The 24,888-nt window shown below is 37.1% G+C and carries 24 protein-coding genes and 2 riboswitches; of the genes, 5 read left to right on the top strand and 19 right to left on the bottom strand.

Annotated elements, in window-relative coordinates; all coding sequences use genetic code 11:
• Positions 1-209: 209 nt before the first annotated feature.
• The 14 genes from ACMGGO_RS01950 to ACMGGO_RS01885 form a co-directional block, all read right to left on the bottom strand.
• Positions 210-1,511 (bottom strand): NCS2 family permease, encoded by a 1,302-nt coding sequence (locus ACMGGO_RS01950; protein WP_004230532.1) that lies wholly within the window; start codon positions 1,509-1,511, stop codon positions 210-212.
• Between the two features lie 131 nt (positions 1,512-1,642).
• A riboswitch (purine riboswitch) is annotated at positions 1,643-1,744 on the bottom strand.
• Positions 1,745-1,953: 209 nt separating this feature from the next.
• The gene (locus ACMGGO_RS01945) at positions 1,954-2,622 is read right to left on the bottom strand and encodes an MOSC domain-containing protein (RefSeq protein WP_048395027.1); all 669 of its coding nucleotides are present in this window, start codon (positions 2,620-2,622) and stop codon (positions 1,954-1,956) included.
• 174 nt (positions 2,623-2,796) lie between these two features.
• Positions 2,797-4,350: a glutamine-hydrolyzing GMP synthase gene (gene guaA / locus ACMGGO_RS01940; protein WP_036076059.1), complete on the bottom strand. Its 1,554-nt coding sequence runs from the start codon at positions 4,348-4,350 to the stop codon at positions 2,797-2,799.
• A gap of 155 nt (positions 4,351-4,505) precedes the next feature.
• A riboswitch (purine riboswitch) is annotated at positions 4,506-4,607 on the bottom strand.
• Positions 4,608-4,639: 32 nt separating this feature from the next.
• A complete protein-coding gene (locus tag ACMGGO_RS01935) occupies positions 4,640-6,823 on the bottom strand; it encodes a DUF4129 domain-containing transglutaminase family protein (RefSeq protein ID WP_420281541.1) in 2,184 nt (727 codons plus the stop codon).
• A complete protein-coding gene (locus ACMGGO_RS01930; protein ID WP_103118862.1) occupies positions 6,820-8,001 on the bottom strand; it encodes a DUF58 domain-containing protein in 1,182 nt (393 codons plus the stop codon). Before ACMGGO_RS01930 ends, ACMGGO_RS01935 begins: the two co-directional genes overlap by 4 nt.
• Positions 7,998-8,942: an AAA family ATPase gene (locus ACMGGO_RS01925; protein WP_048395021.1), complete on the bottom strand. Its 945-nt coding sequence runs from the start codon at positions 8,940-8,942 to the stop codon at positions 7,998-8,000. Before ACMGGO_RS01925 ends, ACMGGO_RS01930 begins: the two co-directional genes overlap by 4 nt.
• 194 nt (positions 8,943-9,136) lie before the next feature.
• Entirely contained in the window at positions 9,137-9,817 is a 681-nt protein-coding gene (locus tag ACMGGO_RS01920; protein ID WP_103118863.1) for an ABC transporter ATP-binding protein, read from the bottom strand.
• Positions 9,814-10,614 (bottom strand): ABC transporter permease, encoded by an 801-nt coding sequence (locus tag ACMGGO_RS01915; protein ID WP_420282314.1) that lies wholly within the window; start codon positions 10,612-10,614, stop codon positions 9,814-9,816. The genes ACMGGO_RS01920 and ACMGGO_RS01915 overlap by 4 nt, the downstream gene beginning before the upstream one ends.
• Positions 10,614-11,066 (bottom strand): nitrous oxide reductase accessory protein NosL, encoded by a 453-nt coding sequence (locus tag ACMGGO_RS01910; RefSeq protein ID WP_231595734.1) that lies wholly within the window; start codon positions 11,064-11,066, stop codon positions 10,614-10,616. The genes ACMGGO_RS01915 and ACMGGO_RS01910 overlap by 1 nt, the downstream gene beginning before the upstream one ends.
• Positions 11,063-12,334: a right-handed parallel beta-helix repeat-containing protein gene (locus ACMGGO_RS01905; protein ID WP_374806260.1), complete on the bottom strand. Its 1,272-nt coding sequence runs from the start codon at positions 12,332-12,334 to the stop codon at positions 11,063-11,065. Before ACMGGO_RS01905 ends, ACMGGO_RS01910 begins: the two co-directional genes overlap by 4 nt.
• A 58-nt stretch (positions 12,335-12,392) precedes the next feature.
• Positions 12,393-13,016 (bottom strand): hypothetical protein, encoded by a 624-nt coding sequence (locus tag ACMGGO_RS01900; RefSeq protein WP_374806259.1) that lies wholly within the window; start codon positions 13,014-13,016, stop codon positions 12,393-12,395.
• Positions 13,017-13,221: 205 nt separating this feature from the next.
• Positions 13,222-13,542 (bottom strand): hypothetical protein, encoded by a 321-nt coding sequence (locus tag ACMGGO_RS01895; protein WP_048395004.1) that lies wholly within the window; start codon positions 13,540-13,542, stop codon positions 13,222-13,224.
• A gap of 159 nt (positions 13,543-13,701) precedes the next feature.
• Positions 13,702-14,526: an ammonia-dependent NAD(+) synthetase gene (gene nadE / locus ACMGGO_RS01890; protein WP_048395002.1), complete on the bottom strand. Its 825-nt coding sequence runs from the start codon at positions 14,524-14,526 to the stop codon at positions 13,702-13,704.
• 18 nt (positions 14,527-14,544) lie between these two features.
• Positions 14,545-16,005: a nicotinate phosphoribosyltransferase gene (locus ACMGGO_RS01885; RefSeq protein ID WP_374806257.1), complete on the bottom strand. Its 1,461-nt coding sequence runs from the start codon at positions 16,003-16,005 to the stop codon at positions 14,545-14,547.
• Between the two features lie 312 nt (positions 16,006-16,317).
• Between ACMGGO_RS01885 and ACMGGO_RS01880 the strand changes: the two genes are divergently transcribed.
• Positions 16,318-16,659: a P-II family nitrogen regulator gene (locus ACMGGO_RS01880; protein ID WP_016995352.1), complete on the top strand. Its 342-nt coding sequence runs from the start codon at positions 16,318-16,320 to the stop codon at positions 16,657-16,659.
• A gap of 14 nt (positions 16,660-16,673) precedes the next feature.
• A complete protein-coding gene (locus tag ACMGGO_RS01875) occupies positions 16,674-17,972 on the top strand; it encodes an ammonium transporter (protein WP_016995351.1) in 1,299 nt (432 codons plus the stop codon).
• 179 nt (positions 17,973-18,151) lie between these two features.
• Here the strand turns inward: ACMGGO_RS01875 and ACMGGO_RS01870 are convergent, their stop codons facing one another.
• Positions 18,152-18,652, bottom strand: coding sequence for a methylated-DNA--[protein]-cysteine S-methyltransferase (locus ACMGGO_RS01870; protein ID WP_016995350.1), 501 nt, complete (start codon positions 18,650-18,652; stop codon positions 18,152-18,154).
• A 94-nt stretch (positions 18,653-18,746) separates the two neighbouring features.
• Here ACMGGO_RS01870 and ACMGGO_RS01865 point away from each other — a divergent pair, with 94 nt between their 5' ends.
• The 3 genes from ACMGGO_RS01865 (at position 18,747) to ACMGGO_RS01855 (ending at position 21,276) form a co-directional block, all read left to right on the top strand.
• On the top strand, positions 18,747-19,478 hold the full coding sequence (locus ACMGGO_RS01865; RefSeq protein ID WP_016995349.1) for an ABC transporter ATP-binding protein: 732 nt from the start codon (positions 18,747-18,749) through the stop codon (positions 19,476-19,478).
• Complete coding sequence (locus ACMGGO_RS01860) at positions 19,475-20,227, top strand: ABC transporter permease (RefSeq protein WP_066038126.1); 753 nt, start codon at positions 19,475-19,477, stop codon at positions 20,225-20,227. The genes ACMGGO_RS01865 and ACMGGO_RS01860 overlap by 4 nt, the downstream gene beginning before the upstream one ends.
• Before the next feature lie 74 nt (positions 20,228-20,301).
• Positions 20,302-21,276, top strand: a complete 975-nt coding sequence (locus ACMGGO_RS01855) for a proline dehydrogenase family protein (RefSeq protein WP_048394992.1) — start codon at positions 20,302-20,304, stop codon at positions 21,274-21,276.
• A 44-nt stretch (positions 21,277-21,320) separates the two neighbouring features.
• Here the strand turns inward: ACMGGO_RS01855 and ACMGGO_RS01850 are convergent, their stop codons facing one another.
• From ACMGGO_RS01850 to ACMGGO_RS01835, 4 genes are all read right to left on the bottom strand, one after another.
• Positions 21,321-21,932 carry a response regulator transcription factor gene (locus ACMGGO_RS01850; RefSeq protein WP_048394990.1) on the bottom strand — a complete coding sequence of 204 codons (612 nt, stop codon included), beginning with the start codon at positions 21,930-21,932 and terminating at the stop codon, positions 21,321-21,323.
• Between the two features lie 16 nt (positions 21,933-21,948).
• Complete coding sequence (locus tag ACMGGO_RS01845) at positions 21,949-23,097, bottom strand: sensor histidine kinase (protein WP_420281540.1); 1,149 nt, start codon at positions 23,095-23,097, stop codon at positions 21,949-21,951.
• 130 nt (positions 23,098-23,227) lie between these two features.
• The gene (locus tag ACMGGO_RS01840; RefSeq protein ID WP_048394986.1) at positions 23,228-24,259 is read right to left on the bottom strand and encodes a fatty acid desaturase; all 1,032 of its coding nucleotides are present in this window, start codon (positions 24,257-24,259) and stop codon (positions 23,228-23,230) included.
• A 109-nt stretch (positions 24,260-24,368) separates the two neighbouring features.
• Positions 24,369-24,869, bottom strand: coding sequence for a GNAT family N-acetyltransferase (locus ACMGGO_RS01835; RefSeq protein WP_420281539.1), 501 nt, complete (start codon positions 24,867-24,869; stop codon positions 24,369-24,371).
• Positions 24,870-24,888: the final 19 nt, after the last annotated feature.

Here is a 24,888-nt window from a genome sequence, read left to right as displayed (position 1 = left end):
GTTCGTTTATTTCGTAACAACGTGTTTAAATATATCATCATAAATTTAAGTTTGCAAGTGTTTCATTAAAGTAAAACTATTCGCATTATTTAAAACCGAGTTTCTTCTATATAAATGTAAAAATAATACCTTCTTTTATTTTGGATCAACTCAATAAAAAACACCTTTAATTGTTAGCAACTTACTAACAATTAAAGGTGTCTGTTTAACTAACGTACCCAAATGAAGTATGCAAGGAAAACAAAGAATAGACCATACATCATTGGGTGAATTTCTTTTTTACGACCTGCTAATAACATTGTAATTGGGTAGAATACAAAGCCGATTGCAATACCAGTAGCAATTGAATAACCAAGTGGCATCATTAATACTGTAAAGAATGCAGGTACTGCTATTTCGAATTTGTCCCAATCAATTAAGCGTAAGGACGATACCATTAGTACCCCTACGATTACTAAAGCTGGAGCAGTAACTGCTGGTGTTACCACTGCTAGTAATGGTGAGAAGAATAATGCAACTAAGAACAGTACTGCTGTTACGACTGCTGAAAATCCTGAACGAGCGCCTGCAGCAACTCCAGAAGTTGACTCTACGTACGCTGTTGTTGTTGACGTACCAAATAAAGAACCGATAGTTGTTGCTAGTGCATCTGCCATTAAGGCACGTCCTGCACGCGGTAATTTATTATCTTTTACTAAACCTGCTTGTGTCGCTACAGCCATTAAAGTACCAGCTGTATCAAAGAAATCAACAAACAAGAATGTTAACACTACTACTAAAAACTTCACGTTAAATAATGTACCGAAGTCACCAAGTGGTTCTAGTGCTACCATGAATGTAGAATCTACACTTGGAATAGCTGATACAACGGCTGTCGGAGGATCAATGATACCTGTGATCATCCCAATAACTGCAGTAATCACCATCCCTAAGAAAATACCGATACTGCGCAATTTAATAATAAGAATAACTGAAAGAATAATTCCGAATACCGCTAATAATGTAGCGCCTGTGAAACTTCCTAAAGTCACTAAAGTAGCTGGGCTATCGACAATGATCCCTGCTCCTTGTAAACCAACAAAAGTTATAAATAAACCAATACCTGCAGAAACTGCATATTTAAGTTGTACTGGTATAGCATTAATAACAGTTTCGCGGATACCAGTTAAAGATAAAATAATAAAGATAATCCCTGAGAAGAACACGCCTGTTAAACCAGTTTGCCACGGAATACCGTATGCTCCGACTACAGTAAATGCAAAGAATGCATTTAACCCCATCCCAGGAGCAAGTGAAATCGGGAACTTAGCGAAAATCCCCATAATCAAAGAACCGACTGCTGCTGCTAATGCTGTTGCTACGAAAACAGCACCTTTATCCATCCCTGCATTTTCTAGAATACCTGGGTTAACAGCTAGAATATATGCCATTGCAAGGAAGGTTGTAATACCGCCTATTATTTCGCGGCGATAATTAGTTCCTAATTCATCGAACATGAAATATTTTTTCATTATCAAAAAATCCTCCGTGTGGTCGTCTTCAATATCGAAAACAAAAAAGACACGCTGACTACTCTACTAGTCGCATGTCTACGATATATTTCATCACAATTAGTGTGTGAAACAAATTAGTGTTTATACATTTATGTATAAACCTAAATCGTAGTCAAGTTATTTACGGTAACTTGGTAGAAACTCACGGGCCTTATCCCCGACATTATACGACGACGTATTTAATTTACATTTGTAATATATCATTTCGTTTTTTAGAATTCAACCCTATTTCCGAACATTTTTCTAAAAAGAAATGCGAAAGTTCGTGTAAAATTCTTATTTAATGTTCAGGTTCTCTTAAATGTATTACTAAAGAGGCTTTGTACTGAACATTTCAGCAATTAGTTTAAAGAAAAAATCCCCTAGAAATTCTAGAGGATCCTTCTTTTGAACGTATGTTTTAACTCATCACTTTACTTTGCAAGACTTGAATTCTTTTTTCTAATTTTTCTTTCCAATCTTCTGCTAATGCATCTACTGCTTGTATTTGTTTCATAGCGATTGCATCATTGTTTTTGAAGTACACTTCATTGCAATACAAAACAGAGATACGTGCAGGATGCTTTTCTACAAGCTCAATTGTTGAATCTGCACAGATTGTCCCTTCTTCAAGTACACGCGCAAGGAAACCTGTATAGCCTGTTTCGATTAAACGTTTGAGTAATGTGTTTGCCTCGGTATATCTATCAATCGTACTACATGGAATACGTCCCTGTGTAATTTGAATGACAGCATCTCCAATTTTATAAATATCACCAATACAAACATCTGATTCTAACATATTTGTTACGGTTAAATTTTCGCCAAATGCAGCAACGGGTAACGTTTTTCCAAGTTCCTGTTCCCATTGTATGTAATGCTCCGCAGGATATAAACAAACTGCTCGATCAGGGCCACCGTGATGTTTTTTATCTGCCACATCATCCCCTTCAAAGCCTTGAGAGGACAAATAAACTTCTTGCACTCGTTGCTTTTCAATCCCTGTAATCATTGAACGTCCTTTACTATCAACCAATTCTTTTGGCATCCCAACCGTTAATGTATGAATCATTGGTTTATTTTTCTCCATTTAAATCCCCCCTAATCTGAATAGTATAATTTCTTGTGCATTCATTTAGTTTACTACATACAACACTTTACCAGCAATTTTTGCAGTTGAGATACTTCATTAAGCCATAAATTCAGAAGGAAATAAATCAAAAAAAGCCCTAAAAACCTCTCAGGGCTTTTAGGGCTTTTGCTATTATTCCCACTCAATCGTTGCTGGTGGCTTAGATGTAATATCATACAGCACACGGTTCACATGTTTTACTTCGTTTACAAGGCGGACGGAGATTTTCTCTAGTACATCCCAAGGAATACGTGCCCAGTCAGAAGTCATACCGTCGATAGATGTAACGGCACGGATACCGATTGCATAGTCATACGTACGAGCATCGCCCATTACACCTACTGAACGGATATCAGGTAATACCGTGAAATATTGCCAAATGTCACGATCAAGGCCAGCTTTTGCGATTTCTTCACGTAGAATGAAATCAGATTCGCGAACGATTTCTAATTTTTCTTCTGTTACTTCACCAAGAACACGGATACCTAATCCAGGACCTGGGAACGGTTGACGCCAAACGATTTTTTCGTCTAGTCCAAGCTCTAAGCCTAGCGCACGTACTTCATCTTTAAATAAAGTTTTCAGTGGCTCAATTAGTTGGAATTGCATATCTTCAGGAAGACCACCAACATTATGGTGTGATTTGATTGTTTGTGCAGTTGAAGTACCAGATTCAATAATATCTGTGTAAAGAGTTCCTTGTGCTAAGAAATCCATACCTTCAAGCTTAGATGCCTCTTCATCAAATACATAAATGAATTCATTACCGATAATTTTACGTTTTTTCTCTGGATCAGAAACCCCAGCAAGTTTGTCCATGAATCGTTTACGTGCATCAATTTTAATAAGATTCATGTCAAAGTCTTCTGTGAATGTTTTCATTACTTGTTCAACTTCGCCTTTACGGTTTAAGTTGTGGTCTACGAACATACAAGTTAATTGATCGCCTATTGCTTTATGGATTAACACCGCTACCACTGATGAGTCTACACCACCAGAAAGTGCACATAATACTTTTTTATCGCCAACGATTTCACGAATTTTTGCAATTTCAAGCTCAATGAAGTTTGCCATTGACCAATCGCCTTTCGCTTCGCAGATGTCGAATACGAATTGACGTAATAGATCATTACCATATACAGAGTGACGTACTTCTGGATGGAATTGTACAGCATATAGTTTACGTTCAACGTTTGCCATTGCAGCAATCGGACAAGATGCACTAGTTGCGATGACTTCAAATCCAGCTGGAACTTCTGTTACATGGTCACCATGGCTCATCCAAACGATTTGTTCTGTAGGTAATTCACCAAATAATTTGTTTGGTGTTGTTACTTGAATTTCGGCTTTACCATACTCGCGTGTTTCAGCACCTTCAACTTTACCGCCGTTTGTATGGGCCATTAATTGCATACCATAGCAAATACCTAAAATCGGTAAACCTAATTCGAAGATAGCTGGATCCACATGAAAGGCATTTTCATCATAAACAGAGTTTGGACCACCTGAGAAAATAATACCTGTTGCGTTCATATCTTTAATTTCTTCTGCAGTTACCGTATGTGGATGTAATTCACTGAAAACACCAAATTCACGAATACGACGTGTAATTAATTGGTTAAATTGGCTACCGAAGTCTAGTACAACGATTTTTTCTTGCTCTTTTAATAAAGGGCTAGCTGTCAAAATTTCCACCTCTTCTATTATTTTTAAAGGATTTTTCATGTGTTCAAAGAAAAACGCGAAGAAAGTAAAAAAACTTTCTACGCGTTCATAAGCTCTAGAATATTGATAAAGGCGAATGCGTAGCAAAGTAAAGTGATTTACTATACTTTTCACCTAACGAAAACATCCGCCTTCATAGAGAAATCATTTAAGGTGATTTCGTAGAAACATCCGAACCCTATTATCGAACTTATATGAAAGCAATCCTTGCATTTAATTTTTTTCATTTTACTCTTTGTCTACGTTAAAATCAACTGATAGTGCGATTGATTAAATATTCCCAACTTTCTTTCAGCTTCACAAAATCAACATCTTCTTTGTCTTTCCCATAAATATGTTGCTCGTAGACTACCGTCAGCTTTTGCATTTCATCTGTTTCTAATGCTGAATCTACACGCTCTGCGAATGCACTTAACGTTTCTCCATCTTTTCTGCGCAAACCAATACGAGATAATTGCTTCAGTAAAACATGGTAGGAAGAATCGAAATTTGACCAATCCGTTACTTTTTTACGGTATGCTCGAACATGCATCTTAGGAATCCACGTTTTACGCTGTAAGAATAAAGAAATACCTGTGATTATTAATAATACAACAATTATCACCCAAACATAGGCAAACTTTTTCATCCATAACCACATTGCATCAAAGCTAAATGTTGATTTTGTCTGTTCCTTCTCGGTTACCTGTTCTTGCGGTTGTGGCTGCTCGGGTTTTCGTTCTGGCTGCGCCACTTCCTCCTCATCAGACGCATCTAACGGAATATCATAATCGATGTTAACATTCCCAGAAAAGCCGATTGTAGGCTCAAACTCCATCCATCCCGTTCCAGGTATAAAAGCTTCTACCCATGAGTGCGCATTGTCATTCGTGATGCGATATTCGCGTAATCCATCTGACACAGGTCCTGCAGTCCCAGGTGCAAAGCCTTTCACCCATCTAGCTGGGATTCCTACTGAGCGTAAAAGTACCACCATTGAAGTGGAGAAATTATCACAATACCCAACTTTTGTATCGAACAAAAATTGATCGACATAATCCTGATTTTCACCAGGAATGGCAGCTTGCGTTTTATCGTACTTAAAACCATTTGTTCTAAAATAACTTTCTACAGCCTTAATTTGTTCATAAACCGTATCTTTCTTTTGCGTTATTTCAGACGCTAAGTCCCTTACACGCTGAGGAAGTTGGTTAGGTAACTGCAAAAATCGATCAAAGGAAGAATCCATTGTTTCAAGTGTTGCTGGATATGACAATTGGAGCTGCTCCATACTATAAACAGGCTCACTATAAGACAATGAATAGTTTGATAATGATTTCGATTCCCCTACCTGTTGTTCTATATTCATTTTTTCAGTCTGCTCATCTTGAATAAATAAAGTGGAATCTTGAGCCGAAACAGAAAGCATACCATATGTTTGAATTAAAAATGGCATTGGAACAGCAATATCTAATTGAATCTGACGTTCACTTTCGGGCGGCCCTACTTGTAAAGAAGTCAGAATGGGTGTATTTGACTCATAAACATTTTTCCCAAAGTTCCCCTCTGAAACAATCCAACCTTTTGAGGTATACGTATCTTTTGTTTCAATACGCCAATAATGACGATCACGGGAAGAGGCAGTGAATATTAAAGTATTATCTCCTTGGAACGGACCACCTAACTGACTATCATCCTGGCTATAACCAACTGATTTTTGACCATTTCCATTTCCGTCTTGTCCAGTAACCCCTTGGATAAACGGCACCGGATCTGCCCATGTTGGCCCAGTCTTTGGTAAAAAGTATGCTACAGAACTAACGAGTAATACAGATACTAGCATGGGAATAACAATTTTCCATTTCTCCATTACCGTACTTGTAGTTTCTACTTGAAGCCATAGGCGCTTGACAAAAAGAACACCTGTCATGATTAATCCTAAAACAACAACTTTTACAATTGCCGCTTTACCGTCATAGTCACTAAATGTATCCAAAGTTGCAATAAAGAATACGGTCATGGCAAAGAAGTAGAATATATTTTTTCGCACCGAAACCCAATGGTGAATTAAATAGACCAGCATCCAAATCAATACAAGAAATAACACTGTTCTGAAAACATCTGAAACCTGTCCAAAGTCACCTGTTAGAATCGTGGCCATGTTCCCTCTCCATTCAGCCAATAAAAAAGGCAATGTATCACCAGATAATACAGGACTAGGGCTATAGATAAAAACGACAAACCAGGTAATATAACCAAACTTCACTAATCCTGATAATAAAGGATGTACGCGGAAAAGACTTAGCGCTAAAGACATACCGATAAACACTAAGAAAAGATGCATCCCACCTGTATTCGTTAATTGCATAATGGGAATAAGCCATTCACGCAAAATGAAAAATACAATAACATAAGCTATGGCTAATTCTAAAAATTCTCCTAATGATTGCTTCACGGTCTTATCACCTCCGTGAATAAATGATAGAAATCTGCTGGATTTACATAAATAACTTGTATATGTTTATACCGCATCGCAAGCTCAGATTGCACTGGTTGCTGCTTTGCCACTACAAAACAAATACAGCTTTTCACTATATTCGCAAGAGTATGTAGGAATTCATCTGAAACATCACTTGTCACATAAAGCAGTGTTGCAACTTGTTTAAAGGCTTGTTGGTCATGAAATCGAAACTTGACATTCTCTGTAGGTTTTATCGCAGCTAAATGATACATGACTTGATCTAAATGCTTGTCACCCTGTATAGCTGGGAATACTTTCGTCATTGCTCCAGCAGAAATAAATGATAAATCTCCTCGTTCCTGAACGATCATTTGTAGCATTGAAGCTACTAACTCTACTTTTTCTTCAAACATCGAGGATTTTGTAGCGTCTAGCACTAACATTAGTTCAGATGATTGTCGATCCTCAAATTCCTTAGACTGTAACTTTTGTGTACGTGCAAATGATTTCCAATGAATCCACGAAAAACGATCTCCTGGAACGTACTCTCGTAATCCAACAGCCATCGATGTGTCCTTCACAATAGAGTATGGAGACATCATCAAGCCAACATCATATTTTGTTTGAAGCGCAGCATATTTCATCTCTTGTACTCTTGGGTAAACTAAAATAGTTTGGTCCTTTTCTGCTACGACAACCTTTTTAGCCCAGCCAAAAAAATCATAGAAAACAATTGTAACACCTAGGTAACGATGTTCACCACGTGGCATATTTTCCAATTCATATTGCCAGCTAAAGGTTTTTTTAAATCCAACGAACTTAATGGCATTCGCATTTTGTATTTTAGCTTGCACTAATCCCTCACTATCCACAAGTTCCTCCATTACGATATAGGCAAATGGAAAACGTGTTTTACGTTCTATCGTAATAAGCACCTTCGCTGATTGACCTCGTTCTATATGAATCGGGTCAATCTTGCGTTCGATTAGTAAAATATCTTCTCTAACGACAAAGAAAATGAATGCATATACTAAAAATGGGCTAACCGTAAAAAATACAAACCAGCTCACAAACCCACCTTGGAACATTGCATAACAAAATGTTATGATCATCAAGAAAGCGATTAATAGGAAATGTTTACTTTTTTCTACAAAAGCTTTCCATTGCCTCATTGTTCTGCAAACCTCTTTGTCGGAACTGGTGTTTTAGCAATGATCCGCTGGATAATTTCGTCTGCTGTCACGTTATCATAGCGTGCATCTGGTTTTAAAACTAAACGATGATTAAAAACAAATGGCACTAAATATTGAACATCATCAGGGGTAACATAGCTTCGTCCTTTTAAAAATGCGTAAGCTTGAGAAGCTTTCATTAGCGCTATTGTGGCACGTGGACTCACACCTAAATAGACATAATTATTTTCTCTTGTTAGGGTAGCAAGCTCCACCATATAATTTTTAACAGAATCTTCTACATACACACCTTGAACAAGTTCCTGTAATTCGATTAATTGCGCTACCGATAATACTGCTTCGATTTTTTCAATGGCTTTACCATTCTCAGCTCTTCGTAAAATTTCAACCTCTTGCCCCCTAGATGGATAGCCCATTTTTATCTTTAAGAGAAATCGATCTAGTTGTGCTTCAGGTAAAGGATAGGTACCTTCATGTTCAATCGGGTTTTGTGTAGCCATCACAAAAAATGGCTGATTGATCATCAGCGTTTTCCCATCAATTGTAACAGAAGCCTCTTCCATCCCCTCTAACAACGCTGATTGAGTTTTCGGTGACGTTCGGTTAATTTCATCGGCTAATACAACATCCCCCATGATTGGCCCTGGACGAAATTCAAACTCCATTGTTTTGGGATTATAAATAGAAATACCGACTACATCTGATGGCAATAGATCTGGCGTAAATTGAATACGCTTAAATTGTGCATCAAACGATTTTGCAAGTGCTCGCACCATCATTGTCTTTCCTACTCCAGGTACATCCTCCAATAAAACATGTCCCCTTGCTAATAATGCGACAATACTGAGCTCAGCAACTTCTCTTTTACCAATCATTACCTTTTCTATATTTTCTAAAACATTCTGTATTTGAGCATTCATTAATCGAAAAGCCTCCCATTCCATCAAGCAATTGTGTGAATTGCAAGCAAACTTAATCTAAGCATAGCGAAATCTGTCTTGTAAAACAATTATCTGAAACTTCTACTTCCTACGAACATTCATAAAAAAGGCTTGTTTGATAACATCCAAACAAGCCTAATCCTTATTATATAACGTCATTAACCATTAGAATGTTACAAATTCAATCTTTTTAACCATATTTCTTCTAAAGATGTAGAATTTTCTTGCAAGAAAATTTCAGATATCGCCCCAGAAATGATAATTTCACCTTCATGTAAAACTAATACATCATCTGCTATTTCTTCAGCAAAAGATAGCAAATGAGTAGAGAAGATAACGGTATTGCCTTTTTTCTTCTCCTCCAACATCATGTTTTTCAACTGTGCTATCCAAAAGGGATCTAGACCATTCGTTGGCTCATCTAAAATTAACAATGACCCGTTACCAAGTAAGCTCTGGGCTAGGTTTAGCCGTTGGAGCATCCCTTTGGAAAAGTGTTTAGCTCTTTGCTTCCGAACATCCCACAAGGAAACACGCTTCAGTACATTCTCTTGCTCATATTTATCTACTTGTTTTAAAGATGCCAACAGCTCTAATATTTCAGCTGCAGTTAGCATAGTTGGAAAGTTTACATCATCAGGCATAAAACGGATTGTTTGTGGTTGATGCCATATTATTTCACCAGATTGCTGTTTCTCTTGACCCGTTAACAAACGAATCAAAGTACTCTTTCCAGCCCCGTTTCCTCCAACCAATGCAAGAATTCGACCAGCTTGCAGCTGAAAGGAGGCTTCTTTTAATCCTCTATCATTTTCATAAACCTTAGCTACATTTTTTCCCTCTAACAGAATCATCGCCGCTCCCCCTCCTTTAACAGCTTCGTAGCAAGCATTAACGGTAGTACAATCCAGAGTATTGTTATTATTCCATACACCACCTGACCAAGCGGTGATAAGTAAAACCTCGTTACATCATAAAAGGCTGGACCAAGCACACTAGCTTGATTACTAAATATAAAATAGCCGAAGCGCAGCCATTCTACTGGATTAATATGTATCGTTATGATGATGAGCTTTTGTAAAAGATGTCCTGAAACAACTGCACCTATAGCCATTAAAGCATAAGAAATGAGCAATAAAAGAAAGGACCATACTACAAGTGATAATGCAAGTGCAAATAATCTTGTTTTTGCAAATACCCCTAGCAAGATTCCTAAAGACACAAAGATAATAATACATAATAGCGTAAGAATAACTAAAACAATTGGTAACCGTACCCCACCTAGTAACCCACCTACGGTTAATACAAAACCAAATGCCACTACTATTACTAATAAAAACGCAAGTACCGTAGCTACATATTTGCCTGTAATATATTGCTTCCGCTTCATAGGGTATGTTTTTAATAACGATAACCAACCTGATTCTATATCACCAGCTATACTCATACTACCAATGGTGAGGATAAATAGCGGCAGCAGAAATAATAACACACTTAAAAATGATGCAGTTTGACGTGTAAAGCCTTCAATATCTGGTAAAGCCATTTGTTGAATGACGACTATGGCAACGAAAACAAACGCAAACAGAAAGGCTACTAGTTGCATCCATCGACTTCTTAAAATCTGCTTCAGCTCTATTTTTACAAACATCACTCATGAATCCCCCAATTCAATGTCAGCAAATCACGATAGGCAAATAGTTGACCTTCTTCTTCATCATTCATCCATTCTTTGGCTTCGTCTTTTGTAGCAAATGCAATAACACCATAGTTCATCGGCGTCCAATAATTTTTGTTGTACACATAAATCGCTTTATAAACGTCAATCCATTCATTCGTTGCTTTATTTTTAATATAGGCTGCTCCCACTTCACCATCGCCATTTAGCTCAATGTAATCCATTAAGCATCCAATATCATCAAAAATCTCATAGTCTCCATTTTTCAAAACAATTTGCCCTGCGTATTCATTATGAACAATACTCATATTACAAACTTCACAAACATCTGTTTCACTATTAATTTCACGTGGAAGGTATGTTTTTTCACCACAGCCTACTAAAATAACGCCACATATAATTACTATCATTATCCATCTAGTCACACTCGTATCCCCCTTTTCCAAAGCCATAAACTTCCCATAAACACGATAAAACCAATCACTAATTGTAAGATATTGAATGAAAACTCTATCTCTTTCATATTGCTCAGTAATTTTGGTTCATTATCTACCAGTAGATTTCGTTCTGTTTTATTAATCTGTTGATCTAGTGACGTCAGGATAACAACGCTTGGTGATGCCACAAAAAATTGATAAACCGGCTGTCTCACCATCCATTGTCCAAAACTTGACACAGCCACATATGGAACATCTCCAAAACCATCACCTGTAACATCTAGCCCTGTATAATCATCATAAAAATTATGAATTAAACGTAACCCCCGATTGTCTGACCTTGCTGTTAATATATTGCCTGTAAACTGATTATCCATAATGATCGAACGCTCATCGACTTTTGTACCTTCTAATGCAGTTTGATTCATCTGAAAGCGATTTTCTTGTATTTGAATCACTGAACTCTTCTGCAACGCTACCCCTACACGATTATGTAGAAAGCTATTTTCTCTTACCATTGCCTCCTGTGTGTCATACATCATAAGTCCATAACTATTGAAGCCATTATGAGCACTAATTGTATTACTACTTATTTCTAAATTAGTAGTCATCATCACCATAAGACCTGTAACATTCTGTAAATATGTATTGAACAACACCTTCACATTACTTGAATACATAAAATGTGTTCCATAACGGCTATTTGTTACCTTGTTTCGCTGTACATCTATTCGCGTCCCTTCTTCAACATATATACCATCCTGGACTTGTTCGATCGTATTTTGATCGATCACGACATCTTCACTTTTAAAAATCGCAATTCCATTTCCTTTTTCAGCAAAGTGAGATTCATTTCCAATGATCCTATTTTCTAAAATTCGAATATGCCTTGATTGTTGAAGATATATACCAACTCGGATATCTTTTAGTTCAATAGCTCTTAGCTCTAAATTATCCGCCTCATTAGCAACAATTCCTTTATTTTTTGCTGTTATCCTTATATTTTCTATAGAAACATTCGATACATGTTCAATTTTTAATACAGGTTCATCATTTTGAGCATAAAGCTCAGTCCCTTTTTGTCCGTACAGTTTGATCGGTTTCTTCACCGTGAAATTCCCTTGGTAACGACCAGCAGGAATATGAATACTATCTCCAGCTTTTGCTTGATCGATAGCATATTGAATATCAAATTCTGCATACGCCGTTTGACTTGTCATGAGAAAAAATAAAAAGAACAACATGATTTGCTTCATCACTTTCCACCTCCTCATTCAGCAAGAAAAGACTAGAGGATTTCCCCTAGTCTATGATTTAATGACCGTGCCCTTCTTGATTCATCTCATTCGAATGCATAGAACCGGATGCATCTTTTTCATCCTCAGCCTTTTTTTGCATCATTTTCTTACGTCTCTCCAATGCATCATCTTTAATTTTTTGTAGTTCCTCCTCATAAGCTTTCGAATTTTCTTGCATATATTTATCTGCTTCAGCCTTGTCCACGAAATAAATATAGCCCCAGTTCATCGGAGATTTCAGCTCTGTTTTTATAATTGTTACATCTTCAATCTTTGCCCAATCTTTCGACACAAAATCACGTACAAATTTTTCGTTTTTTTCTTCATTAGCAACCTCTGCATTTAATAAACAGCCAATATCGTCATAAAAAGCGATTGTTCCATCTTCTTTTATTGCCTGTGCTGAAAATACACCCATATCATGGTCTTTCATATAAACTTTCATATTACACATTTCACAAGTTGTCTCTTCTTCTGGCTCTTGTAACCGTGTATCTACTAATGAAGCAACTTGCACGGTTTCTGATTCATTTTTCGTAACTTCTTGCTCAATTTCCGTTTCTTCTACCTGTTTTTTTTCGCTACCACAAGCTGCAAGTACAAATAATAATATTAGTGCAGGTAACCATAATTTTTTCACAACTTTATCCTCCAAGTTTAGTTTTTTGTTGCCACCTCCTACATTACAGATTAGTTGTGAAATTAGTTAAAAATCGCTGTGAAGAAATGGAAAAATTACCTTGAACATTCCATGAACATCTTCACTTCAAATATTTTGAATTTAGTACTTTCATTTACTTCCCCTCAAAAATAAAAACTCTCCACACTGATGTGGAGAGTTTGGCTTATATGGAAGAACGGTAACTATTGAGACGCTTCTTTTGTTTGTTTAAACGACTGAGCTTTAATGCCGTCTCATTTAATTCACGGCGAATTTCCAAATCACTAGCGCTATCTATATGGATAGGTGTAATCGGTTGCTGCTGTTGTGAATTAACAGAAATAGTTGTTGAATTGTACGTCTTCTCTTTATTTTTTTGTAATCTATTCCGAAATTGCTTTTGTGGATTTTGCCCAAAGTTATGGCTGAGATCACCAGCATGTAAATACTGTTGTTCCTGCCGAAAAACACTACTTGTCGTTGCACTCACTCTAGAAGTCCTCATAAAAAGTTACCCTCCCCTACATTTTATTATCCTTATAGGTAATTATATCGACATTATATGCTGACAATTAACAACATAGAACCATAATACATAAAAAAAGAGCGAAAAGAGCTATTTTTAAAAGTGAAACCACTTTCTTTATAACCCTTTTCGCTCATCTTACTTCCAAAAATCATCAAATATTGTAATTGGCATATGACGTTTATGTTGGGAACGCAAATAATACCCTTCTAATCTTTGGCGAGGTTCTTCTGGAATTTCTTTCCCCTCTAAATAATCATCTATTTGATCATACGACACACCTAGCGCCACTTCGTCTGGCAATGAGGGACGATCTTCTTCTAAGTCTGCTGTAGGCACCTTTTTATAAAGATGCTCAGGGCATTGAAGTTCTGCTAACAATTGCTTTCCTTGTCGTTTATTTAAACGAAAGATTGGCATTAAGTCTGCTCCACCATCACCAAACTTTGTATAGAAGCCTGTAATAGCTTCCGCAGCATGATCTGTTCCTAATACAACCGCTCCATTCATTGCAGCAATTGAATATTGGACCTTCATACGCTCACGAGCCTTTTCATTCCCTTTCACAAAGTCATTCAGCTCAACCCCCGCATTTGTTAGAGCTCTCACACTAGCATCCACTGCGTCTTTTATATTTACTGTATAAACCTTCGTTGGCTTTATATAATCAATGGCATCTTGGCAATCCTGTTCATCAGCTTGTACGCCATATGGTAATCGTACAGCGAAAAACGAATACTTCATTTCTCCCTCTTCTGCATTTAATTCATCAATAGCCAACTGCGCTAGTTTTCCTGTTAATGTTGAATCTTGACCACCAGAAATACCAAGAACAAAACCTTTTACAAAACTATAGCGTTTTGCATATTCCTTTAAAAAATCAATTGATTTACGTATTTCCCTCTGTACATCAATGTTAGGCAGTACGCGTAATTCCTCAATAATTTGTTGCTGTAAAGTCATTGCACCCGTCACTCCTTTTTACATTCGTTTAACCATCGCATGCACTTCTTCAATATTACGCATCTTATTATCCCAGCATTTTTGACTGAGATCGACCGGATATTCTTCAGGATTCATCGCACGCTTATATTCATCCCACAACAGCTCTAAATTCTCCGCCGCGTAATCACGCATTTCCTCTAATGTAGGGTTTTGATAATTGATCGCTCCATTTTTAATAACATGCTGATGTAAATTTTTTGCTTCAAAATTTGTGACAAACTTTGAGACAAACGTATGAATCGGATGGAACATTATGATACGTTCCTCAGCTTGAGGATTTTCATCGTGCATTGTGATGTAGTCTCCTTCTGCCTTTCCATTCTTTTTATCGATAATACGATAGACATTTTTCAAGCCTGGCGTTGATACCTTTTCCGCATTAGCTGAGATTTTTATTGTATCTTCAAGTTGCCCTTCGCTATTCTCGATAGCCACCATTTTATATACTGCACCTAACGCAGGCTGGTCGTAAGCTGTAATAAGCTTTGTACCAATTCCCCAAACATCCACTTTTGCTCCTTGAGCTTTTAAATTTAAGATGGTGTATTCATCTAAATCGTTTGAGACAATGATTTTGGCATCATGGAAGCCTGCAGCATCCAACATACGACGAGCTTCTTTTGATAAGAAAGCAATATCGCCGCTATCTAAGCGTATGCCAATAAAGTTAATTTTGTCTCCTAGCTCTTTAGCTACTTTAATTGCAGTTGGCACCCCTGATTTCAATGTATTATAAGTATCTACCAAAAACACACAATCGCGATGACGTTTTGCATAAGCATGGAATGCATCATAATCATTTTTATAAGCTTGCACTAATGCATGGGCATGTGTACCAGAGACAGGAATTTTAAAAAGTTTACCTGCTCGAACATTACTTGTGGAAGCAAAACCACCGATAAACGCGGCACGTGTTCCCCAAATAGCAGCATCCATCTCTTGTGCACGCCTTGTACCAAATTCCATTGCCACTTCATTTTTAATAATTTGCTTGATACGGCTAGCCTTTGTAGCAATTAATGTTTGATAGTTAACAATATTAAGTAAGGCTGTTTCAATTAGCTGCGCCTCTACTAATGGAGCTTCAATTCGGACGATTGGTTCATTAGCGAAAACAAGTTCCCCTTCTACCATGGAATACATTTCTCCAGTAAATCGGATGTTCTTTAAATACTGGATAAAGTCATCTTTATAACCTACTTCATCACGTAAATACGCAATATCCGATTCACTAAAATGAAAATCACGTAGATAATCAAGCATTCGCTCTAACCCAGCAAATATGGCATAGCCATTACCAAAAGGTAATTTTCTAAAATACAATTCAAAAACCGCTTTTTTATTATGTATGCCATCCGCCCAGTAGGATTCTGCCATATTGATTTGATATAAGTCTGTGTGTAGCGCTAAGCTATCATCTGCATAGTTCGATCTCAAAAGAAACCCCTTCTTCCGCTTTGATAATTAGTCCTAGTATACACTATATACCCAAATTCTTGCGTATTACATTCCCTCTTGTAGATGTTAGGTTTTCTAACATAAATAGTCAGAAAATTTAGAACCGTACACATTTTAGACACAAATTTTAGTACCGCTTTCATTCCCTTTATAAAAACCTTTTTTCTAAAATACTTCGAGACTAGAAATATTCTATGTAAACTAACCTTACATAGAATTCAAAAAAACAATTGCACTGTTTTTAATACCGTTTTAACATGTAAATTAAATTTACGCAAGGAGCTGGTACTCATGAAAAAAATTGAAGCAATCATTCGTCCTGAAGTTTTTGGAGCTGTTCGGGATGGTCTTGCACAGGAAGGAATTGCAGGGTTAAGCGTTTCTGAAATCGCTGGTTGTGGTCGTCAGCTAGGTCGAACAGGACTCTTCCGCGGCAATACGTATGAAATTGAATTTTTACCTAAATTAAAATTAGAAATGATTGTAGACGATGGCAAAGTTGATGCCATTGTAGAGATTTTATTGCGTGAAGCAGCAACCGGTAAAGTTGGGGACGGGAAGATTTTCATTTATCCAGTAGAACAAGCAATTCGTATCCGAACAAAAGAAGTCGGATCGATTGCAGTAGAATAAAGGGGGCGATATAGATGGATGAGGTACTATTATCTGTTAATTTAATTTGGGTGATGCTTGGCACTATTTTAGTATTCTTTATGCATGCAGGTTTTGCTATGGTTGAGGCTGGATTTACCCGCTCAAAAAATGCAGTCAATATCATCATGAAGAATTTTCTTACCATTTCTCTTGGTGGAATCGTCTATTTTTTATGTGGCTATGCCATTATGTTCGGAGACTCAGTAGGTGGCATTTTCGGCACAAGTGGCTTTGCTTTAAAAGGAGTAGATGATCTTTCTTTCTTTATCTTCCAAACGATGTTTGCTGCAACTGGAGCAACTATTTTATCGGGGGCTGTTGCAGAACGTACTAATATTTTCGCTTATGTTGGAGTTATTATACTTATGTCTTTAGTTGTTTATCCTGTAGTAGGCCACTGGGTTTGGAGTGGTCAAGGTTGGTTAACAGATTTAGGTTTTGTTGATTTTGCTGGCTCGACAGTTGTCCACTTAACAGGGGCTGTTGCAGCATTTGTGGCAGCAGTTATGGTTGGACCTCGACTAGGCAAATATGAAAATGGGCGAGTAAATGTTATTACAGGACACAGCATTCCATTAGGTGCATTAGGCGTATTTTTACTTTGGTTTGGTTGGTTCGGCTTCAATGGCGCTTCTACATTAGCAGCTGATCCAGAGCTAGTTCCTAGTGTTATTGCTAATACGTTTTTTGCAGCTGCAGCTGGTGTCGTTGCCACTGCTTTCTATACAAAATTTAGATACGGACATATCGATGGCTCTCTTACATTAAATGGTGCATTAGCTGGGCTTGTAGGGATTACTGCTGGTGCAGCGAATGTCAGCATTTTTGGCTCACTTATCATTGGTTTAATTGCTGCCCCTTTACTTGTGGAAGGTGTACGCTTCCTAGAGTGGAAGCTAAAAGTTGATGATCCTGTTGGAGCAATTGCTGTTCATGGTATTTGTGGTATTTGGGGAACACTGGCAGTTGGACTATTTGATATTGGTGGGCAAGGCTTATTTTATGGTGGGGGTTTTGGTCTATTAGGTATTCAAGCAATCGGCGTTATTGCAACTATTGCTTGGGTTAGTGTATCTGTAGCTGCAGGTTTATTGATCATCAAAGCATTTGTCCCATTACGAGTAACAGCTGAAGAAGAAATTGCTGGATTAGATGTAATGGAACACGGAACGCCTGCCTACGAATACCAAGATATTTTCAAAAGCTCCGCTGTGCGAGGCGAAACCTTCGCTCATCGTTTAACACATTTCGGTAAAACGCAGAACAATGTTCAAGAAGAACAACATGTATAGCTAGTTCATCTGCTCCTTTATCTTTGGATAATGGGGCAGATTTCTTTTGGTGCACTCCTACATGTGAAACTGTTCGTTTACAGAGAAAGAAGATTACTTTGTTTGAAGTGATCTAATCCATAGAAAAAGCGCTCTTTCCATTATTTCGCAAGAGACTAACATTTACCGCTTCACTCGTTCTATTCCTTCTCTAACTCAAGTAAAAATTGTTTCATAGCTAAGCCGCTTCTGAAGCCTGTTAATTGACCATTTTTGCCAATAACCCGATGACATGGAATAATTGCCAGGATTGGGTTTGCTCCAATAGCAGTCCCCACCGCTCGAACCGCTTTGGGATTACCAATGCGTTGAGCAATATTTCCATAAGTTGTTGTTGTACCATAGGGTAATTCTTTTAATGCATCCCACACTGCTAATTGAAATGCTGTCCCTTTCACATGGATTGGAAGATTAAATTCAATAAGTTCCTTCTTAAAATAGGCTGTTAACTGCTCTTTATATGGGAGCAACTTTTCTGAATTCTCTTCAAAACAATATCCTTTAAATGGTTTTATAGCCCACTCCTTTACTTCATCGAATGGTGCATTTGGTGTACCTATATAAACAAGTCCTTTGTCTGAAGCCACAACATACATATCGCCTTGTGCATATGTTAATGTATCGAAATACAATATTTCCATTCCCAAATCACCTTCTTTCTTTTATTTCAACACCATCTTCCAGTCATTTCATGCTACAGTTATTTTACTGACTAAAGTAAAGGAGTTTCAATAGATGAATATGTTATATGAACCTGCCATTCACTTTCAACAAGTTCATTTTTCAGTAAATGACAAAATGATATTAAAGTCAATTACTGGGTCATTTCCGAAAGGGCAAATCACCACTCTCGTTGGCCCCTCTGGCGCTGGTAAAACAACATTACTTAAATTATGTAATGGCCTTCTCTCACCATCAAATGGGCATATACTCGTCGATAATCAACCTATTTCTACATATGATCCAACAGCTTTAAGAAGGCATGTTGGTATTGCTTTACAGGCAGCTCCTATGATAGCAGGTACAGTGTTAGAGAATCTTGCACTTCCCCGTACACTGCAAGGACAAAAACTTTTGCAGCAGGAGGCTATTCAATATTTAGAGGACGTTGGGTTAAACGAAAGCTTCCTACATCAATCTACAAATGATCTATCAGGCGGACAACGTCAAAAGGTATCCATCGCTCGAACACTTATCAATAAATCCTCTATTTTATTATTAGACGAAATAACGTCTGCCTTGGATCGTCAATCCGTACAGGATATTGAAAAATTGATTGTCACCATTAACAAAAAATACAATGTTACCATGATTTGGATTACCCATAATTTGCAACAAGCGCTAACGATTGGTCACTATACATGGGTTATGATGAATGGGGAGCTCGTTGAAACTGGTAAAAGTTCATTACTCGATGCACCAACAAATCCACGTGTTGCCGAGTTTGTACAGGGGGTAAACAAATGACATATACAGCCTTATCACTGACATTAATTTTTGTTTGTATCCCTTTACTATTATCCAAAATATTAAAATTAGACCTTGAAAAAGATACGCTTATTGCAACATTACGCTCCATCATTCAATTGCTTGCTGTCGGCTATATATTAAAGTTTGTGTTTGATGCAAATAGTTATAGCTATATTTTACTGATGGTAGCACTAATGATTATCGTAGCCACGTTAAATGCACGAAAAAAAGGAGCAGGTATTAAAGGAATCACCTGGAAGATAGCACTGACTCTTGTCATGATAGAAATAATTACACAAGGTGTTTTGCTAGGCTTTCATATTGTTCCAGCAACCGCTCAGTATATCATTCCCATTAGCGGGATGCTAATTGGTAATTCCATGGTGCTATCCATTTTATTCTTAAATCGTTTTACAGCTGAAATTATTAACCATAAGGATCAAATGGAACTAATACTATCCCTGGGTGGCACACCAAAACAGGCTATTCATCGTCAATTAATTAATGCCATAAAAGCTAGTATGATTCCTACGATTGAGAGTCAAAAAACAATCGGGCTAGTACAGTTACCAGGTATGATGAGTGGTCAAATTATTGGGGGAGCCGACCCTATTCATGCAGTCCAATTTCAACTTTTAATTATCTTTGCTCTCTTAACTACTGCAACATTATCCAGCGTTATGATTGGCTTTTTAAGTTATCCTGCACTATTTAATGAACGTATGCAATTACTCGAAATGAAATAATTGTTAGGCTGAATGTAATATAGTTTAAAAAATTTATGTTATACTAAAAAGAAAATGCAGTTAGGAGAATGACCATGTTATTACGCGATTTTTTCATCCACTTATCTGAGAACCAACTATTAAATAGTGCTGCAAAGAAATATGGCCTAAAATTAGGAGCACAAAGTGTAGTAGCTGGTACAAATATCGAAGAAACAATTGCAAGCATCAAAGAACTAAATGCACATAATATTTCTTGTACAGTAGATAACCTAGGTGAATTTGTTTCAAGTAAAGAAGAAGCGACTGCTGCTAAAGAAAAAATCCTTACTGTGATCGAAGCTATTCACGAAAATGGTGTAGCGGCACATATTTCATTAAAGCCATCTCAATTAGGCTTAGATATTGATGTTGATTTTTGTTATGACAATCTGTATGAGATTGTAGAAAAAGCCGCTTCATACGATATCTTTGTTAACTTTGATATGGAAGACTATGGACGTCTACAAACTTCCTTCGATATGGTGGAAGAATTATCGAAAACATTTAATAATGTTGGTACAGTCATCCAATCATACTTTTACCGTGCAAAAGATGATATTGAAAAATTTAAGGACTACCGTTTACGTATCGTAAAAGGTGCTTATAAAGAGCCAGTTGAAGTAGCCTATCAAGATAAATTAGATATTGATTTAAACTTTATTGAGTTGATTGAATATCACCTACTAAATGGTAAATTTACATCAATCGCAACTCACGATCACAATATTATTGCGCACGTAAAACGCTTTGTAGCTGATCATAATATTCCGCTTGATAAATTTGAATTCCAAATGCTATATGGTTTCCGTACAGATATGCAAAAAGAACTTGCAAAAGAGGGCTATAACTTCTGTGTGTACGTTCCATTCGGTGAAGATTGGTACGGTTATTTCATGCGCCGTTTAGCTGAGCGTCCTCAAAACCTTAATCTTGTCACAAAACAAGTATTTACGAAAAAAACGAATACTGTTCTTGCAGTAGCAGCAGGTGCATTCGTTCTTGGCCGTTTAACTAAACGTAATAAGTAAAAAAAAGAGAACCTTTTCGCTTATGATGCGAAAAGGTTCTCATTTTATTTATTCCATCCTTTTTCTTTAAAGCGTGCAATGGCCTCAATTCGATTGCCGACGTTTAGTTTTTCTAAAATCGTCGAAATATAGTTACGAACTGTGCCAGCAGACAAAAACAGCTCAGCAGCAATTTCCTTTGTCGTCTTGCCCTCTGCTACAAGTGTCAGAACTTGACTCTCTCGCTCCGTTAAAGGATTTTCACTATCATCTTCATAGACAAAATCAACGAGCTCTGGCGCATAAATGCGTTTACCGTCCATGATTGTACGGATTGCGCTCACTAACTCCTCTATAGGGCTATCCTTTAATAAATAGCCTCTGACACTCGCTTTTCTAGCACGTTCGAAATAACCAGGTCTAGCAAATGTAGTTAAAATAATGACTTTACAACCTGAGCCAGTGCTATGCATTTCTTCTGCTGCATCTAGTCCCGTTTTCACTGGCATTTCAATATCCATAATACAAATATCAGGCTGATGCTCTTCCACAAGCATCAATGCTTCCTCACCATTTTTTGCTAAGCCAACAACCTCCATATCCTCCTCCATACTAAGTAAAGAGCGAAGCGCGCCTAATAGCATCCCCTGATCTTCAGCAATCACAATTCGTATCATGTCACAATCCTCTTTTCTATATGTTCTTCAGATTGTCTTTGACATTCTGATGCGTAATAGCTACTGGGATAGTTACCGTTAATGTGGTGCCCTCAACACTTTCAATTTTAAAGGACCCATTAATAAACTCTAAACGTTCCCGCATTCCTTTCAATCCATTACCAGTTCTCCAGGCTTGTTTTTTTGTAATGCCCTGTCCGTTATCTCGCACTACTAAATAAACTTCTTTAAAATTTTGATGGAAGGCAATTTCACATTTTGTTGCTCCACTATGTTTGACAACATTATTAACCGCCTCTTTTAAGCACATAGATAAAACATTCTCTACAAGTGGTGGAACTTGCAGTGCGTTTTTATCCCCCTCAAAGACAAACTCCATTTCAGCTGCCTTTAGCATTTGTGAAATACGCATGATCTCATCTTCAAATTTTGCCGTGCGCATATCTGAAACTAATTCCCGAACCTCTTTTAAAGCAATACTAGCGGTCTGGCGTATATCCTTAATCTCAATCAAGGCCTGCTGGGGATTTCGTTCAATCAGCCTAGAAGCTAGATCACTCTTCAAACCAATCATGGACAATTTTTGACCTAATGTATCATGTAAATCTCGAGCTATTCTTTGTCGTTCCTCAAAAACAATTAACTCAGCAATACGTTCATTGGCTGTTTCTAACTGTCCCTCTAAATTTTCACGTTTATTTTTGGAATAAAGCGTTAGCGGTAAAAGGACAACAGCTAAAATTGTTAATACAACGAAAGGCAACTGCGATAAAAATAGGTTGAGCTCTACAAAGAATCCAGCACCAGTTGAAATAACTGTAAAGCCAATATGTAGACCATACATAATATAAAAGCCGACGGGTCTTCGGATATTCCCAATAAAAAATGCTGTAAAAATGGACAAATAGACATAGCCATACAAGATGGTCATAATAATGTTTATGACCATTTCAAAGCTAATCCACATGTAAACTAAACCGCTTTTCGAATTCATGGCAAATCGATAGAAGATAAAATAGAGCATTAAAAATGTAATGCCTATCGAAATTTCGATGTAAGAAGATTTCCTAAAAATGAAGAAAAACGGTAGGAAACAAAAAATTATCCACAAATATACACTGAGCATCGGACTATTCGGAATAATACTATGCCATTTCCTCAACATAATCTCACGCTCTTTCCTACTTTTCCCTTATTATAACAAGAAAATTAAATTTATGCCTGTACATGCTTTGACCCATATTCTTCTCTTTACATAAAACAGCCATCTCTCTTGCAGAGATGGCTGTTATCAACTAAGCGGCAATACTGCCTCTTTCTTTACGTTTTATAATTTCATTTACTTCTTTAAACGTCACAAATTTACCTTGATCTTCATCATATAACTTGTAACGTAGTGATTCTAAACTCGTACGTAAAGTAATCGTTGTTGCCATGTGTAATGGCGGTGTCTCATTGTGTGCCTTTTCAAGATTATAATTAGGTACACGAGGAGCTAAGTGATGAACATGATGGAAACCAATATTCCCTGTTACCCATTGTAAAAGTTTTGGCAATTTATAATAGGAGCTTCCTTCAACTGCAGCTTTCACATAATCCCACTCTGAATCGTGTTCAAAATAAGAATCTTCATACGTGTGCTGGATATAAAATAACCAAATTCCTAAAGAACCTGCAATAAATAAAGTAACGCCTTGCACTAATAAAAACGCTTGCCAGCCCATGAAGAAAATTAAAGCGGCACAAATTCCCACAATGACAATATTCGTCAAAATTGTATTGAGACGTTCCTTCTTCTTCGCATCCTTACGATTAAAACGATTTAAGACAAGAACCATATAAAGTGGGCCTAATCCAAACATCACAAATGGATTACGATAGAAGCGGTACCATAGACGTTGCCCTTTTGAGGCTTGCATATATTCTTCAACTGTCATCATATCAATATCACCGATACCACGCTTGTCTAAGTTTGAGCTTGTTGCATGGTGAATTGTATGTTCACGTTTCCATTTTTCATAAGGGAATGATGTTAGCACCCCAGTAAAAAATCCAACCCAGTCGTTTGCCTTTTTACTTTTGAAAAATGAGCCGTGTGTACAATCATGAAAAATAATAAAAGTTCGTACGACAAAACCTGCTGAAATAGCACTTAAGCCGACTGTTAGCCAAGGTGATACATCCACTAACAAGTAACCAGCCACCCATAATGCAATTAACGGTACAATTGTATTTATAATCTGAAAAACACTTTTACGCGTATCTGATTTGGCAAATGGCGCTACATCTTGGCGTAACTTTTTTGTTTTTTCTTTAATAGTTGCCATCTTTTACTCCCTCGTTTCTTTTTTTCTTATGACCTCATCATAAAACAAGAATACAAGTCAGTAACAGACGCAAACATCACAAAAAGGATATGACATTTGTCATATCCTTTTATGATTTCGGTCCAGTCAAATGAAGTTGATAGAACACAAGGTCTAGCCATTGTTCAAATTTATAGCCTGCATTTTTAATGGTTCCTGCATATTCAAAGCCTAATTTTTCATGTGCTTTAATACTACCAATGTTTTCTCCATCAATACCAGCAACAAGCGTTTTGACACCATTTTCTTCAGCGATCGCTATCAGCCTGTTCATGAGCTTTGTCGCAATCCCTTTTTGATAATGTTCTTTATGCACATAGACAGAGTGCTCCATTGTATATTTATAACCTGGGTAAGGACGGAATTGACTATAGGTAGCAAAGCCAGCGACAAGCCCATTATCCTCAAATACAAGTAAAGGATTATCTAATGATTGTTGCTCCCTAAACCACTGTACTTTTTCATCTAAAGTTTGTATTTCGTATCGATAGACAGCCTTGCTTGTTAAAATAATATCATTATAGATAACCAAAACCTCGGGAATATCTCTTTCTTCCATGAATCGTATCATTCTGCTCACTTCCCTTAAC

This window comes from Lysinibacillus sp. BNK-21 (assembly GCF_048684915.1).
Lineage (GTDB): Bacteria > Bacillota > Bacilli > Bacillales_A > Planococcaceae > Lysinibacillus > Lysinibacillus capsici.
This window is presented reverse-complemented; position numbering and strand designations above follow the sequence as displayed.